Genomic DNA, 14,239 nt, shown 5'->3' with positions numbered 1-14,239 from the left:
GCACGGCAGGTAACCTCTCACCCGTGCCTGCACTCTCCGATGTCATCGCCGCACTCGACGAACTGTGGCCCCCCGAGCGGGCCGAGCAGTGGGACGCCGTCGGAACGGTCTGCGGAGACCCCGGCGCCGAGGTCGGCCGGGTGCTGATCGCCGTCGACCCGGTGCAGGAGACCGCCGACGAGGCGGTGGAGCTCGGCGCCGACCTGCTGCTGACCCACCACCCCCTCTACCTGCGCGGCACCACCACGGTCTTCGCCGGAGCCTTCAAGGGCCGGGTGGTGCACGACCTGATCCGGGCCGGCGCCGCCCTCCACGTGGCGCACACCAACGCCGACCGCGCCGACCCCGGCGTCTCCGACGCCCTCGCCCAGGCCCTCGGCCTGCGCGTCACCGGCCCGCTGGTGCCCGACCCCACCGACCCGGCCGGACGGCGGGGCCTGGGCCGGATCTGCGAACTGGACGCCCCCGAGCCGCTGGCCCGCTTCGCCGAGCGGGTGGCCGCACGGCTGCCCGCCACCGCGCAGGGCGTGCGGGCCGCCGGCGACCCGGACCGGCCGGTCGGCACCGTCGCGGTCTGCGGCGGCTCCGGCGACAGCCTCTTCGACCAGGTGCGGGCCGCCGGCGTCGACGCCTACGTCACCGCCGACCTGCGCCACCACCCGGCCTCGGAGGCCGTGCAGCACGGCGGCCCCCACGAGGGGCCCGCGCTGGTGGACGCCGCGCACTGGGCCACCGAGTGGCCCTGGTGCGAGCAGGCCGCCGCCCAGCTCGAAGCGGTGTCCGAGCGGCACGGCTGGGGGCTGCGCGTCCACGTCTCCCGCACGGTCACCGACCCCTGGACCGTCCACGCGGCGTCCGCACCCGCCCAGGGCGCCGCCCCCGCAACCACCATCACAGGAGCCCCCAACTGAACGCCGAGCCCGCCGACCAGATCCGCCTCCTCGACGTCCAGGCCCTCGACGTCCGGCTCAGCCAGCTCGCCCACCGGCGGAAGAACCTGCCGGAGCACGCCGAGATCGAGGGACTGACCGCCGACCTCACCCAGGTGCGCGACCTGCTGGTCGCCGCCCGCACCGAGGAGAGCGACACCGCCCGCGAGCAGACCAAGGCCGAGCAGGACGTCGACCAGGTGCGCAAGCGCGCCGCCCGCGACCAGCAGCGCCTGGACTCCGGCGCGGTCACCTCGCCCAAGGACCTGGAGAACCTCCAGAGCGAGATCGCCTCCCTCTCGCGGCGCCAGAGCGACCTGGAGGACGTCGTGCTGGAGATCATGGAGCGCCGCGAGTCCGCCCAGGAGCGCGCGGCCGAGCTGGCGCAGCGGGCCGACTCCGTCCAGGCCCGGATCGACGACGCGGCGGCGCGGCGCGACGCGGCGCTGACGGAGATCGACGCCGAGACCGCCACCGTCACCAAGGAGCGCCAGGTCGTGGCCGCCTCGATCCCGGCCGACCTGACCAAGCTCTACGACAAGCTGCGCGAGCAGCAGGGCGGCGTCGGCGCGGCCCGCCTCTACCAGCGGCGCTGCGAGGGCTGCCGCCTGGAGCTGAACATCACCGAGCTGAACGAGATCCGCCAGGCCCCGGCCGACGCGGTGGTGCGCTGCGAGAACTGCCGCCGGATCCTGGTGCGCACGCCCGAGTCGGGACTGTGATGCCAGGTTCCCAGCAGGCCCCGGGCTCCCCGGACGTCCCGGATTCCCCGGGCTCTCCGGATTCCCCGGGCTCCCGCAGGACCTTCGTCGTCGAGGCCGACGGCGGCTCCCGCGGCAACCCCGGCCCGGCCGGCTACGGCGCGGTCGTCCGCGAGGCCGGGACGGGGCGGACGCTGGCGGAGGCGGCCGAGTACATCGGCACCGCCACCAACAACGTCGCCGAGTACCGGGGCCTGATCGCCGGGCTGCGCGCGGCCCACGCGCTCGACCCGCGGGCCCTGGTGCGGGTGCGGATGGACTCCAAGCTGGTCGTCGAGCAGATGTCGGGCCGCTGGAAGATCAAGCACCCCGCCATGCGCCCGCTGGCGCTGGAGGCCGCCTCCGTCTTCCCGCCGGAGTCGGTCACCTACCAGTGGATCCCGCGCGAGGAGAACAAGCACGCCGACCGGCTGGCGAACGAGGCCATGGACGCCGGACGCCGCGGCCAGGAGTGGCGGCCGTCCGACTCCACCGCCGAACTCGACTCCGGAGCCCACGCCGACGCCCTCCCCGGCCTCCCCGGAACCGGCGGGACCCCGGCGGCCACCCCCGAGAGCTCGGCGGAGGCGCGGGCGGCGGCGCGGGCCGCCGTACGCCAGGCCGTACGGGAGACCCACCGTACGGCCGCCGCCGCCGAGCGGGGCGCCGGGACGGACGACCCCACGGCCCTGACCGCGGCCGACGAGCTGCCCGTGGAGCCGGTGGCCGAGGCGGCGCCCGCCGGACAGGGGGAGCCGCGCACCCCGCAGACGGGCTGGGGTGCCGACATGGGCACCCCCACCACCCTCGTCCTGCTGCGCCACGGCGAGACCCCGCTCACCCCCCTCAAGCGGTTCTCCGGCAGCGGCGGCACCGACCCGGAGCTGTCGGCGACCGGGCTGCGCCAGGCCGAGGCGGCCGCCTCGGCCCTGGCGGCGCGCGGCACCGTCCAGCAGGTGATCAGCTCGCCGCTGGTGCGCTGCCGCCAGACGGCGCGGGCGGTCGCCGACCGGCTGGGGCTCGCGGTCGAGGTCGAACACGACCTGCGCGAGGCCGACTTCGGCGCCTGGGAGGGGCTGACCTTCGCCGAGGTCCGCGAACGGTACCCGGACGACCTGGACGCCTGGCTGGCCTCGCCCGGGGCCGCGCCCACCGGCGGCGAGTCCTTCGCCTCCGTCATCCGCCGCGTCGAGGCCGCCCGCGACCGGATCCTGGCCCGCCACGCCGGCCGCACGGTGCTGCTGGTCACCCATGTCACACCGGTCAAGGTGCTGGCGTGCACGGCCCTGGGCGCACCGCCCGAGGCGCTGTTCCGCATGGAGCTGTCGGCGGCCTCGCTGTCGGCGGTGGCGTACTACGCGGACGGCAACGCCTCGCTGCGGCTGCTCAACGACACCGGCCACCTGCGCTGACGTCCCCGGCGCCCGTACCGGCCGCGCTGACGGGGGCGTTCGCGCCCAGCCGGGCCGCCTCGCGGGCCAGACTCTCGATCCGCCCCCAGTCCCGCGCCCGCACCGCCTCCGGCGGCAGCATCCAACTGCCGCCCACGCAGGAGACGTTGGGCAGCGCCAGATAGTCCGCCGCCGAGTCGGGCCCGATGCCGCCCGTCGGGCAGAACCGGGCCCGGGGCAGCGGCGAGGCCAGCGCCCTCAGATACGCCGGCCCGCCCGCCGCCCGGGCCGGGAAGAACTTCATCTCCGTCACCCCGCGCTCCAGCAGCGCCATGACCTCCGAGGCGGTGCAGACCCCCGGCAGCAGCGGCACATCCGCCTCCCGCGCCGCCGCCAGCAGCCGGTCCGTCCAGCCGGGGCTGACCAGGAAGCGGGCGCCCGCCTCCCGCGCCGCCACCGCCTGCTCCGGGGTGAGCACCGTGCCCGCGCCGACCACGGCCCGCGGCACCTCCGCCGCGACCCGGCGCACCGCCTCCAGCGCGCCCTCCGTCCGCAGCGTGATCTCGACCGCCCGCAGCCCGCCCGCCACCAGCGCCCGCGCCAGGGGGACGGCCTCGGCCGGATCGGCCCCGCCGTCGAGGACGACCACCGGCAGTACGGGGCCCAGGGCGAGTACGGAGGGCGGGGGCGCGTCCGCGGTGGCTGTCATGGCGGCCATCCTGCCCATCCGGCTCACACACCGCAACGCCCGTTGCGCATGGCGCAACGATATGGATCCCCGGGCCCCGTCAGAGCTCGGTGACCACCACGTCCAGCCGCCACGGCGTCCCGCCCTTCGCCGGAGGCTCCGCCTCCACCGTGTACCCCAGGCCGCGCAGCGCCTCGGCCAGCTCCGCCGGGCCGCCCGGCTCAAGGCCCTCGCGCAGCAGCGCGCGCACCATCCGCCCCTTGGTGGCCTTGTTGAAGTGGCTGACCACCGACCGCTTCTCCACACCGCCGACGATCCTGGACTGGAGCACCCGCACCGTCGCCGTCCGCCCGGCGAGAGCGCCCTTCGGCTTCCACATCGCCCCGTACGCCGCCGACCGCAGGTCCAGCACCAGCCCCTCGCCCGCCGCCTCGGGCAGCACCGACTCCAGCGGCTCCCGCCAGTACCGGCCCAGCGGTCCCAGCGCCGGCAGCCGCACCCCGCCCGAGCAGCGGTAGGGCGGGATCGGGTCGCCGACCCGCACCGCGCCCCACAGCCCGGAGAACACCAGAAGCCACTGCCCGGCCCGCTCCCGCGCCGCCGCGTCCAGCGTGGCCAGGTCCAGCGCGTCGTAGAGCACACCGGTGTAGACCTCGCCGGCGGGACGCGTCGGGGCCGTCCGCAGCCCGGCGTTCCTCGCCACCTCGCCGCGCAGACCCTCGCTCAGCCCCAGCACCTCGCGCGCCTTGTCCTCGTCGGCCGAGCACAGCTCCACCAGCTCCGCCAGCACCGCCTCCCGCGCGGCCGTCAGCCCCGGCAGCGACAGCGCCTCCAGATCGAGCGCGGGGCCGGAGGCCCCGGCGGCCTTCCCCTCGGACGGCGGCAGCAGTACGAGCACGGTGGTTCTCCTCACAGGTGGTGCGCGCGCCACGGGAAACCGGCGCGCTCAGCAGCGTACGTCCCCCTCCTGGCCGGCCCCGATCCGCACAACCCCGGCTGCCGCCCGCGTGACGTTGCTATTCTCCGGAACCGACGAGCCGGACGCGGCGCGGGCGAACCGCATCGCGCGGCAAGGGGCGGACCCGGGGGGTGGGGTGCGGCGACTCCTGCTCATCGCGGCCGCCGCGGCGTCGGTCCTGCTCGGCCTGGTCGGCAACCTCGCCACCGGCACCCTCGAGTTACCGCGGGCATGGACGCCCTGGGTCTGGGGCGCGACGGTCCTGCTGGGCGCGGCCGTCGTCGCCGCGGCCCTCCTCTCCGCCCCGCCCCCCGCCCGCCCGGCGGAGCCCGACCTGGCGGGTCTGAGCCGCCGCCTGGCGGCCAGAGTCAGGGCCCAGTGGGAGGCGGAGGAGGAACGGCAGGGCGTCTCCGAGACCCAGCGCATCCCGGTGGCCTGGGAAGCGGCCGACGGCGTACCGCGTGACCACTGGGCCGCCGTCCGGATGCTCCCTCCCGGTGCCGGGGCCGGTGCTGATGCCGGGGCTGCCCCGCCGGCTCTGGCCGGCCGGCTCGACCGGCGTGAGAACGTCGTCGGCCTCTACCGCGGTCTGCCCTCCCGGCGCCTGGTGGTCCTGGGGCGGGCAGGTGCGGGGAAAACCGTGCTGGCGATGCAGCTCGTCCTCGGCCTGATCGGCTGCCGCGCCGCAGACGACCCGGTACCGGTACTCCTCGGCGTCGGCTCGTGGGACGCGGGTGCCGTCGAGTTCCGCACCTGGCTGGCCGCCCAACTGGCCCGTGACCATCCCGAACTGGCCGCCCCCGGCCCGGACGGGGAGAACCTGGCCGCGCACCTGGTCAACGGCGGCCGCGTCCTGCCCGTCCTCGACGGCTTCGACGAACTCGCCGAAGGCCTGCACCGTCCGGCCCTCGAACGGCTGCGCCGCACCACCCTGCCGTTCGTGCTGACCGGCCGCCATGAGGAGTACGCCCGGGCGGTGCGCGCCCACGGCGTGCTCACCGCGGCCGCCGTGGTCGCCCTGGCGGACCTGACCGCCGAGGACCTGGCCCGGTACCTGCGCCGCGTCGCCCCTCCCGGAGCGGACGCGGGCACGGCGGGACAGTGGGAAGCGGTCCTGGCGCACCTGGCCGGCCCGGCCGGGGCGCCCCTGGGCGAGATCCTGTCGACGCCGCTGGCGGTCGGACTCGCACGCACCGTCTACACCGGCTCGTCCGGCCGCTCCCCCGCCGAACTCGTCACAGCCCGGGTGTCCGGCCTGGAGGACCGGCTGGTGCGTGAGTACCTCACCACCGTGTACGCGTGGCCGCGCTCCGCCCGCCACGGCAGGCCCGGCAGCTGGCACGCCGAACGCGCCCGGCGGTGGCTGACCCACCTCGCCGTCCACCTCGACCGGCTGGGGACCGGGGACCTGGCCTGGTGGCAGCTGCGCGACACCGTCCCCCGCACCACGCGGATCCCGGTGCTCGGCGCGCTGATCGGCCTCGTCACGGCCTTACCGCTCGCTGGAGTGACGGGCCCCGGCGTCGCCTCCGCGTTCGGCGCCGCCGCCGGACTCGCCTTCGGCCTCGCGGCCGGGCGTCCGGAACACGGCCCGGAGCCGGTTCGCACCCGCCTGCGACTGCGGGGACGCAGACGTGACCTCCTCGAACACCTGGCCCTGGGGCTGGGGACCGGGTTCGCCCTCACACTCGGACTGGGCCTGGGGCTGAAGTCCGCGCTCGTCGGGGGACTGGCGTTCGGAGTGATCGCGGGCGCCGTGTCCGGCGTCTCCGGCAACCTCACCCACTCCCGGGGCGACGCCACCGGCGAACCGTTCGAGGTGCTGAGGGCGGATCGGGCCGCCGGTCTGGCCGCCGGGCTGCCGAACGGACTGGCGGCCGGCCTCCTCGCGGCCGTCCTCGCCGACCGCGTCCTCCCGCTCACGCAGGCGCTGCTCCTCGGCGCGGCACTCGGCCTCGGATTCCTGATCGCCTCGGGCGTCACGACCGGCACGACCTTCGGAATCCTGGTGGGGGTCGCCGTCTCCCGGGCGGTGGACCACCATATGTGGCTGAACGGGCTCGAGGCCGCCCTGATCGTCATCGGGGCGGGCACGCCGCTCGTCCTCATGGTGGGTCTCGCCGCCGGGCCCACGGCGGGGATCGGCTTCGGCGCCTGGGCGCAGTGGCTCCTGCTGGTCCGCCTCTGGCTGCCGCTGACCGGCCGGCTGCCCTGGTCGGTGACGACGTTCCTGGCGGACGCGCACGGCCGCGGCGTCCTGCTCCGGAGCGGGGCGGTCCTCCGCTTCCGTCACGCCCGCCTGCAGGACCACCTCCTGGGGCGCCTCGGGACGGAGACCTCCCCGCCGCCCGACCCCCCGCGAGCCGATCCCGTACCACCCGATCCCGTACCACCCGGACAGGGAGCGACGGAATGAGCCGGACGAGATCACTGATCGTCACCGCCCTCATGGTCGCGGGCATCGTGGCCGGAGCCCTGGGCGCCTACGTCCACGCCCGCGCCGACGCGACGCAGGAACGCAGGGACAGGAGCCTGGCCATAGCGAAGCGGGCACTGGCGGAAGCGGACGAGCAAGCCGGTGCGGCCGGGAAGGACGAGTTGCTGGGGGAGGCGCGGATCGCCGTGCAGATGGCCGATTACCACCAGGACGCGCTCGTGGAGCAGCGGCAGGCCGCACTGTGGTTCGGAGCCGCGGCCCTGACCGCGCTCGCCGCGGGCACCACCGTCCTGCTGCGCGGACGCCGGAGCGGCCCCCACACGCCGCGGGACACCGCCGAAGCGCCCGACCTCCCAGCCCGCCCGTAGCCGCCGCGCCCGCCGCGGGTCCGCGCCGCGTACGGCGGCGGGATAGCATGGGCGGTACGGCAGACGAGTCGTGCGGGCGGTCGCGGCGGAATCCCTTACGGGGTGAACGTCGAGGAACGTCCGGGCTCCACAGGGCAGGGTGGTGGGTAACGCCCACCCGGGGTGACCCGCGGGAAAGTGCCACAGAAAACAGACCGCCGGGGGCCTCACCGCCCCCGGTAAGGGTGAAACGGTGGTGTAAGAGACCACCAGCGCCCAGGGTGACCTGGGCGGCTCGGTAAACCCCACCCGGAGCAAGGTCAAGAGGGGACGCCGCCCCACTGGGACGGCGGCCCTGCGCGGATGTCCGAGGGCGGCCCGCCCGAGTCCGCGGGTAGACCGCACGAGGCCGGTGGCAACACCGGTCCCAGATGGATGGCCGCCTCCCGGCGGGCCGCGAGGCCCACCGGAGACAGAACCCGGCGTACAGCACGGCTCGTCTGCCGCTTACCGCTCCGGCCCGCCGAAGTCCCGCCTTCTACGCCTCAGCGGCCGGGGAGCCCCGGCCGCCTCGGAAGTGAACACCCCCGTACAGACCCCGGACGAGCCGGGGCGGACGACTCCGAGGCACATGTGTTCGGGGATCGGGCTGTGGGGTGAAACCCTGATGTCGGCAGGTACGGGCGCCCGTATGCTGGCCGTGAGCCGGTTCCCGTCCCTGGTGGAGGTACTGATGAGCACACCCGCGCCGGAAGACTTCAGCTATCCGCCGCTCCGGCCACGCCTGTCGGTCGAGGAACTGCTGGCAGCGAAGAACACCCAGCCGATCCGCTCGCTGGACGATCTCACAGCCGACACGTTCGAGTCGGACGAGGAACTGGAACAGTTCCTCGCCTTCACCTATGCCGAGCGTCACCGCGACGCCGCTTGAGACCGCCCGCATGCAGCCCGTCATCCTCGACACCGATGTCGCCTCCCTGTCCCACAAGCGCAAGCTCACCGGACCGCTGGCCGCTCGCCTCATCGGCCGCAGGCCTCTGATCACCTTCGTGACCTACGGCGAACTGACCAAGTGGATGGAAATCCGCCACTGGGGTGCCCGCAGCCGCCAGGAACTCGCTGACTGGCTTGCCGACATCCCGGTTCTGCCCGGCGACGAGTCCGTCGCCGCCACCTGGGGACGGCTCTCGGCCGCCGGGATACAGCGTGGTCGGCCCCGCCCGGTCAACGACATGTGGATTGCCGCCTGCGCTCTCACCTATGACCTGCCGCTGGCCACCCTCAACTTCAAGGACTACGAGGACTTCCGCCTCCACCACGGCCTCCGCGTCCTCGGCGTCGAGTGACGGCCGCGTCCCAAGGCAACGAACCTGACGGGGCCGGGGGCGCTCGGCGGGCCTGAGTCAAGGAACCACCGATGACCGATCGCGACAATCCGGTCGACCGTGCCGCCGAAAGCGTCCCCGCCGCACGCTTCCACGGTGCCGACGGCCGCGCTGTCCGCCCCTGTACCCCGGCCGCCGTCACCCTCCGCCATATCCGGATGCTCGACGTGCCGCTCGGCCCCGAGGTCCTGGAGATCGGAACCGGCTCCGGTTACTCCGCCGCGCTGCTCGCGCACATCGCCGGCCCGGCTGGCCATGTCACCACCGTCGACAACAAAGCCGACCTCTCCAAACGCGCGGAGACCCTGTACGCCGAGCACGGGCATGCCGTCGAAACGGTCGTGGCCGACGGCATCCTCGGCCGTCCCCCCCCAACGCCCCGTACGACCGCATCCTCGTCGGGACCACACCGTCCGCCCTTCCCGACGCCTGGCTGCGGCAGCTCAGGCCGGGCGGCGCGATCCTGACCGGCGTACGGCTCTCCGCACTTCCCGGTGCGTACGCCATCGCGCACATCACGGTCGGCGACGACCGCGGGCCGGGCCGCGTCACCGTGTACCCACGAACTGCACGGCCGTCTGGAGCGCGCGGGCGACGCATGGCGGGTACGGCTCGCCCGCCCATAGACCACCGCCGCCGCGCGGGGCTACTCGACGCGGTCGAGGAACTTCAGCACGCGCTCCGTGAGCAGTGCGGCCGCCTCGCGGTCGTAGGAGGGCAGGCTGCCGTCCGCGAACAGGTGCCGGTCGCCGGGATAGAGGAACACCTCCGCGTCACCGGCCGTACGGGCCAGGGCGCGAGCCGCCTCCAGGTCGCCCTCCCCGGCGAAGAACTCGTCGGCCTCCATGCCGTGCACCTGGACCGGCAGCCCCCTCGGCCACTCGCCGCCGAACTCGGAGACCGGGACGCAGGCGTGGAACAGCAGCGCGCCCTTCGCGCCGGGGCGCGTCTGGGCCAGCATCTGCGCGGGCAGCACGCCGAGGGAGAACCCCGCGTAGACGACCTCGCCGGGCAGGTGCTCGGCGGCGGCCCGGCCGCGCTCGGTGATCGTGCCGAACCCCGTCTCCCGCGCGTACGCCGCGCCCTCCGCCATGTCGGCGAAGACCCGCCCCTCGTACAGGTCCGGCAGGTGGACGGTGTGCCCGGCACCCTCCAGCTCCCGCGCGAACTCCCGTACCCCGGACGTCAGTCCGTGCGTGTGGTGGAACAGCACTACCTCGGTCATACGGCCCCCTCGCTCCGGCGGCACCCGGACGGAGCCGCCGCGGGGAGTGTCGCAGGGGGCACTGACATTCCCCGGCGGCTCGGGGAGGGGAGTGGGGAACGAGGTACTTCAGCCCGGCCGAGGAGCCTCGGGGCAGGACGGGACGTGCGTACCGGCACTGGTCGGCAGCACCGCTTCCGGTGACTCGGGCAGGGTCTGGCCACCGTCGACGGTGATGACCTGCCCCGTGATGAACGACGCCCGCTCGCCGGCGAGGAACTCCACCGCATCGGCGATCTCCTGCGGGCGGGCGAGACGGCCCAGGGGAACGGTCGCGGCCATCTGGGCGAGGTAGGCCTCACCCAGTTCCTCAAGCCCTTCGGTCATCACGTTGCCGGGGGCCACCGCGTTCACGGTGATGCCGTAAGGGGCGAGTTCCAGCGCGGCCGTACGCATGAAGCCGAGCTGTGCGGCCTTGCTCGCGCCGTAGTGGCTCCAGCCGGGAAAGCCCGTGAGCGGGCCCGTGATCGAGGAGGTCAGCACGATCCGTCCGCGTCCCGACTCCCGCAGCAGCGGCACGCACGCCGCGACGGCGAGTATCTGGCTCTCCACGTTGGTGGCGAAGACCTCGCGTACGTCGGCGTGCGTCATGTCCGCCAGCGGCTTGTTGGGAAAGACACCGGCGTTGAGGCACAGTACGTCCAGGCCGCCGAGCGATGTCCGGGCGGACTCGGCCAGCCGGTGCGCGAAGTCGTGCTCGGTGACGTCGACAGCCAGCCCCTCCACGGTCTGTCCGGCGCGGTGCCCGCCTTCCCGGAAGGTCTCCAGCACACGCTCCGGAACGCTGCGTCCGGTCAGGAGGACGTCCGCCCCGGCGGCCACGAACGTGGAGGTGATCGCGGCACCGATGCCGCGTGTGCCGCCGACGACGGCGGCCTTCACGGGTAAGGGATTGTCCATGTGGTGCTGCCCCGTCTCCTGTGTGTGAGTGAAGAACGTCCCGCCGTGAGCGGCGCCATGCCCGGTCTCGACGCACTGGGCGGCATACGGGCTGTGCACGTCCGCGCCGCACGCGGTGATCAGTCGGGCAGCGGTAGCTGGGCGAGCATCACCGCGAAGAGCGGTGAGTCGGCGAAGGGCTGCCGCTCGCCGACCTTCCGGTAGCCCCAGGACTCGTACAGGGCCTGCACCTTGGGGTGCTCGACGTCCACCAGCAGGACGGCCAGGTCCTCATCGTGCTTCGCCAGCAGCCCGTGGTGCAGGAGCCGGGAGGCGCCGGTCTTGCGCCATCGCGGGCGCACCATCAGCTCCGAGACGGCGAACGTACGGGACGCCTCGGGAGCCGGGTCCAGGTACTCCCGCCACCACTCGCGGCCGGGGGTGGCGGGAGCGCCGTACGCGTAGCCCACAGGCTCGTCGCCGTCGTAGCCGATGACGCAGGAGAAACCGGGATTGCCGCCCCAGTGGTCCACGAACCAGGGGAAGCGCTGGACGAACGGGTCGTCCATCTGGTCGGCGTAGGCGTCGGCGTGCACGTCCAGAAGGGTCTGCCGGATGCGCGGAAGGTCCTCGTGGGTGTAGTGACGCGGGTCCAGGTCGGTGGCGGTCGTCATGCGAGGGTCCATTCGTCGCGGTGGCGGTCGCCCCACTCCCGCGCGGTGGCGGAGTCGGGGGCGATGGTGATCAGGTCGCGGTGGAAGTCGCCGAGCAGGGAACGCATCCTCCCCGGAAGAGGGTCGCCCTCCATCAGGTCGAAGACTGTTTCGGCGGTAGCGCACGCCTGCTCGACGTCGTGCTGGTGAAGCTGAGCCATGGCGAGCCACGCCGTCTCCATGCCCCGGTTGCGGCGGAACCGGGCGGGTGTGGCGGACAGCGCCTTGTGGGAGGCGGCCTCGGCCTTCGCCGGTTCGCCCAGGCGGTCATGGGCGATCGAGGTGAGGGCGTACAACTCCCCAAGGCCGTAGAAGGCGACCCAACTCGCCCGGGGTGCATGCAAGTCGGCTTTGGTGAGGAACTCCTCGGCGTATCCGAGGGACCGCAAGGCGGCCTGGCGGTCACCGAGGTAGGCGTGGCCGGTTGCCGCACGAGCATGCATGAGCGAGGCGAACAGCGGGTCGCGGCGGGTGGTAGTGGTCGTCTGCGCTGCCTGTGCGGCATCCACGACCTGCGTGTAGTCGCCGCGCTCACGGGCCAACATCGCGTATGAGTTCCACACGTGTAGCTCAGCGACGGAGTCCTTCGCCATCCGAGCCAGATACAGCGCCCGGTCAAGGTACTGCTGTGCATGGCCCGAGCGACGGGCGTCGATCGTGAACCAAGCGGCGGTGGTTGTGTAGCCGGCCGCCACGCCGAACAGGCGCTGCCGGATGCGCTGGGAGGCCGCCCGCTCCTGCAACTTCAGCGCCTGGCCGGCGCCGGACAGGGCCGCCCGTTCCAGGCTCTCGTGCCCGCCCCGGGCGTGGTCCAGGGTGGTCAGGGCCTCCAGCCCCTCGCGGAGCCGGATCACGTCGGATGTGCCGACGGAGGACGGCCGGGCGGCGGCGACCAGGGGGACGGCTGCGGCGGTCGTCCCGGTGGTGGCGGTGAGGAAGTGACGGCGTCGCACGGGCTCCTCCTGCTCCGGTGAGGGTGCGGTGCCGCACCTGCCCGCCGGAGGTGTGAAGCCCAACTCCTCGACGGCGCAACCGAACACCGCTTCTAAAGCCTGCCTCTGCCGAGCATGCGGCCAAACCGTCTTTCCGGCCAGCCAGTTGCGCACCGTCCGGTCGCTGACCGTCCCCGCGTACCCGTCCGCGCGCAGCCGGAAGTTGACGGCCTCGGCCAACTCCTCCTGGGTGAGGCCCGCTTCGAGCATGCGACTTCTGAGGTCCTGGTTCCTCTGCACTCACTCAAAGTAGCCGCACGAAGGCTTTGCGTAGAAGTCGATGAGGGGAAATTTCCGGTTGGGGACGGTCCGTGGGGCTCCTGCTTTTCCTTATCCCCCGCGGTACGCGGCCGTTGACTGGGCGGGACAGGAGCCGCGGGCCCGCCGAGGCGGGCGGGATGCGGCGGTCGGTTGCCAGAGACCCGGAACGAGGCGATGACGACGACGATGACCACGACCACAGGCGGCCCCGCGTCCACCGGAGCGTCCTCCTGGCCGGCGGTCGGCATACGGGTCCTGGACACCGGGACGGGGCGCGTCGCGGTGGTACTGCTCCTGCGGGACGCATCCGGGAAGGTCTGCACCGAGGGCGCGGGCCGCCCGGCGCGGGCTCTGCTGCGGTGCGAGGGCGGGCGCGAGCCGCGCTGGTGGGCCGAGGTCGGCGGCCTGCGGAGCACGCCGTGAGGGCGGCCGGGCGGGAGATCGGGCTGCGGGAGATCGGGCTGGGGCACCGGGACCACCCGCTGCTGGGGCGGACCGTGCTGGACACCGCCACCGGGCGGACCGGGGTCCTGCGGGCGATCTGCCCCGAGCCGGACGGCGCCGCCGTGTGCACGGGATCGGCGTTCCGGCCGGGGAGCGGACCGCCGGTGGCGTGGCTGGCCCCGGTCGGTGGCGGCGTGGAGTGGACCACCGCGCCGGAGACGATCCGGGAGGTGGCCGGGTGAACGCCCGCCGACGCGCCCTGCGTCCTCCCCGCGCGTCCCGCGCGTCCCGCGCCCCCCGGCCTCTCCGCCTGCCGGAGCCGGACGGCATCGTGGCCGGAGTCGTCCTCGCAGCCGCGAACGTGCTCGGCCTCGGGGCCGTGGCCGGTTCCGCGGGGATCGTGCCGACCGTTCCCGGCGCGCTGCCCGTCACCGTCCTCGACGACGACGCACCCGTGTCCGGCCGGGGGCCGCTTCCGACGGCGAGTGGGACGGAGAGGCGCTGACGGCCGACCGTACCCCGCGCCCGTCCCGCCCCCGTTCGGGAACGCGGGGGCGGGACGGCCCGTCAGATGCGGTGTCTGCCGGGGCGCGGGCTCAGGCGTCCACCTCGTACCGCCCGGTCTCCAGGAAGTACCGCAGCTCCTCCGGAGTGCCGTCGATGACCTCCTCGGCGGCCTTGCGGAGCGCGTCGCTGATGGTCGGGTCCGCCAGGAGGCGGAAGACGGCGACGCGGTCGTCCTCGGCCTGGGCGAGGCGGTAGCCGGTCTCCAGGAAGGCGCGGAGGGCTTCGGGGCTGCCGTCGTTGAGGG

At 74.2% G+C, this 14,239-nt stretch carries 16 protein-coding genes, 1 other RNA gene and 1 pseudogene; 11 read left to right on the top strand and 7 right to left on the bottom strand.

Going from position 1 to position 14,239, the window contains the following annotated elements; translation table 11 throughout:
* Nucleotides 1-23: 23 nt before the first annotated feature.
* The 3 genes from ACW69E_RS25610 to ACW69E_RS25600 are packed head-to-tail and all read left to right on the top strand — an operon-like array spanning nucleotide 24 to nucleotide 3,081.
* Complete coding sequence (locus ACW69E_RS25610; protein WP_457500659.1) at nucleotides 24-911, top strand: Nif3-like dinuclear metal center hexameric protein; 888 nt, start codon at nucleotides 24-26, stop codon at nucleotides 909-911.
* Nucleotides 908-1,651, top strand: coding sequence for a zinc ribbon domain-containing protein (locus tag ACW69E_RS25605; protein ID WP_457500685.1), 744 nt, complete (start codon nucleotides 908-910; stop codon nucleotides 1,649-1,651). Before ACW69E_RS25610 ends, ACW69E_RS25605 begins: the two co-directional genes overlap by 4 nt.
* Complete coding sequence (locus ACW69E_RS25600; RefSeq protein WP_457500658.1) at nucleotides 1,651-3,081, top strand: bifunctional RNase H/acid phosphatase; 1,431 nt, start codon at nucleotides 1,651-1,653, stop codon at nucleotides 3,079-3,081. Before ACW69E_RS25605 ends, ACW69E_RS25600 begins: the two co-directional genes overlap by 1 nt.
* On the opposite strand, the gene eda is transcribed toward ACW69E_RS25600, so the two are convergent.
* Nucleotides 3,056-3,769 carry a bifunctional 4-hydroxy-2-oxoglutarate aldolase/2-dehydro-3-deoxy-phosphogluconate aldolase gene (gene eda, locus ACW69E_RS25595; RefSeq protein ID WP_457500657.1) on the bottom strand — a complete coding sequence of 238 codons (714 nt, stop codon included), beginning with the start codon at nucleotides 3,767-3,769 and terminating at the stop codon, nucleotides 3,056-3,058. The genes ACW69E_RS25600 and eda overlap by 26 nt on opposite strands.
* 79 nt (nucleotides 3,770-3,848) lie before the next feature.
* On the bottom strand, nucleotides 3,849-4,646 hold the full coding sequence (gene yaaA / locus ACW69E_RS25590; protein WP_457500656.1) for a peroxide stress protein YaaA: 798 nt from the start codon (nucleotides 4,644-4,646) through the stop codon (nucleotides 3,849-3,851).
* A gap of 196 nt (nucleotides 4,647-4,842) precedes the next feature.
* On the opposite strand from yaaA, the gene ACW69E_RS25585 reads away from it, so the two are divergent.
* The 6 genes and pseudogenes from ACW69E_RS25585 to ACW69E_RS25560 all read left to right on the top strand — a co-directional run.
* Nucleotides 4,843-7,122, top strand: a complete 2,280-nt coding sequence (locus tag ACW69E_RS25585; RefSeq protein ID WP_457500655.1) for an NACHT domain-containing protein — start codon at nucleotides 4,843-4,845, stop codon at nucleotides 7,120-7,122.
* A complete protein-coding gene (locus ACW69E_RS25580) occupies nucleotides 7,119-7,511 on the top strand; it encodes a hypothetical protein (RefSeq protein ID WP_457500654.1) in 393 nt (130 codons plus the stop codon). The genes ACW69E_RS25585 and ACW69E_RS25580 overlap by 4 nt, the downstream gene beginning before the upstream one ends.
* A 64-nt stretch (nucleotides 7,512-7,575) precedes the next feature.
* An RNA gene (gene rnpB / locus ACW69E_RS25575) (RNase P RNA component class A) lies at nucleotides 7,576-7,993 on the top strand.
* Nucleotides 7,994-8,181: 188 nt separating this feature from the next.
* Nucleotides 8,182-8,421 (top strand): hypothetical protein, encoded by a 240-nt coding sequence (locus tag ACW69E_RS25570; RefSeq protein ID WP_279948281.1) that lies wholly within the window; start codon nucleotides 8,182-8,184, stop codon nucleotides 8,419-8,421.
* A complete protein-coding gene (locus ACW69E_RS25565) occupies nucleotides 8,393-8,836 on the top strand; it encodes a PIN domain-containing protein (RefSeq protein ID WP_457500653.1) in 444 nt (147 codons plus the stop codon). Before ACW69E_RS25570 ends, ACW69E_RS25565 begins: the two co-directional genes overlap by 29 nt.
* A gap of 71 nt (nucleotides 8,837-8,907) precedes the next feature.
* Nucleotides 8,908-9,243 (top strand): annotated as a pseudogene (locus ACW69E_RS25560) (methyltransferase domain-containing protein); the annotation flags it as partial.
* 278 nt (nucleotides 9,244-9,521) lie between these two features.
* Here ACW69E_RS25560 and ACW69E_RS25555 read toward each other — a convergent pair.
* The 4 genes from ACW69E_RS25555 to ACW69E_RS25540 all read right to left on the bottom strand — a co-directional run bounded on the left by ACW69E_RS25555 (nucleotide 9,522) and on the right by ACW69E_RS25540 (nucleotide 12,963).
* Nucleotides 9,522-10,100, bottom strand: a complete 579-nt coding sequence (locus tag ACW69E_RS25555; protein WP_457500652.1) for a dienelactone hydrolase family protein — start codon at nucleotides 10,098-10,100, stop codon at nucleotides 9,522-9,524.
* A 108-nt stretch (nucleotides 10,101-10,208) separates the two neighbouring features.
* Nucleotides 10,209-11,039: an SDR family NAD(P)-dependent oxidoreductase gene (locus ACW69E_RS25550; protein ID WP_457500651.1), complete on the bottom strand. Its 831-nt coding sequence runs from the start codon at nucleotides 11,037-11,039 to the stop codon at nucleotides 10,209-10,211.
* Between the two features lie 119 nt (nucleotides 11,040-11,158).
* Nucleotides 11,159-11,692 carry an N-acetyltransferase family protein gene (locus ACW69E_RS25545; protein ID WP_457500650.1) on the bottom strand — a complete coding sequence of 178 codons (534 nt, stop codon included), beginning with the start codon at nucleotides 11,690-11,692 and terminating at the stop codon, nucleotides 11,159-11,161.
* Nucleotides 11,689-12,963: a helix-turn-helix transcriptional regulator gene (locus ACW69E_RS25540; RefSeq protein ID WP_457500649.1), complete on the bottom strand. Its 1,275-nt coding sequence runs from the start codon at nucleotides 12,961-12,963 to the stop codon at nucleotides 11,689-11,691. The genes ACW69E_RS25545 and ACW69E_RS25540 overlap by 4 nt, the downstream gene beginning before the upstream one ends.
* 207 nt (nucleotides 12,964-13,170) lie before the next feature.
* Between ACW69E_RS25540 and ACW69E_RS25535 the strand changes: the two genes are divergently transcribed.
* Nucleotides 13,171-13,407 (top strand): hypothetical protein, encoded by a 237-nt coding sequence (locus tag ACW69E_RS25535; protein WP_457500648.1) that lies wholly within the window; start codon nucleotides 13,171-13,173, stop codon nucleotides 13,405-13,407.
* Nucleotides 13,404-13,670 (top strand): hypothetical protein, encoded by a 267-nt coding sequence (locus ACW69E_RS25530; protein ID WP_457500647.1) that lies wholly within the window; start codon nucleotides 13,404-13,406, stop codon nucleotides 13,668-13,670. The genes ACW69E_RS25535 and ACW69E_RS25530 overlap by 4 nt, the downstream gene beginning before the upstream one ends.
* A 354-nt stretch (nucleotides 13,671-14,024) precedes the next feature.
* Here the strand turns inward: ACW69E_RS25530 and ACW69E_RS25525 are convergent.
* A partial coding sequence (locus tag ACW69E_RS25525) for an ALF repeat-containing protein (protein WP_457500646.1) occupies nucleotides 14,025-14,239 on the bottom strand: 215 nt, incomplete at its 5' end.

It is taken from the genome of Streptomyces sp. SS8 (assembly GCF_054072955.1).
Note: the sequence above shows the minus strand (reverse complement) of the source record. Positions and strands in the feature narration are given on the sequence as shown.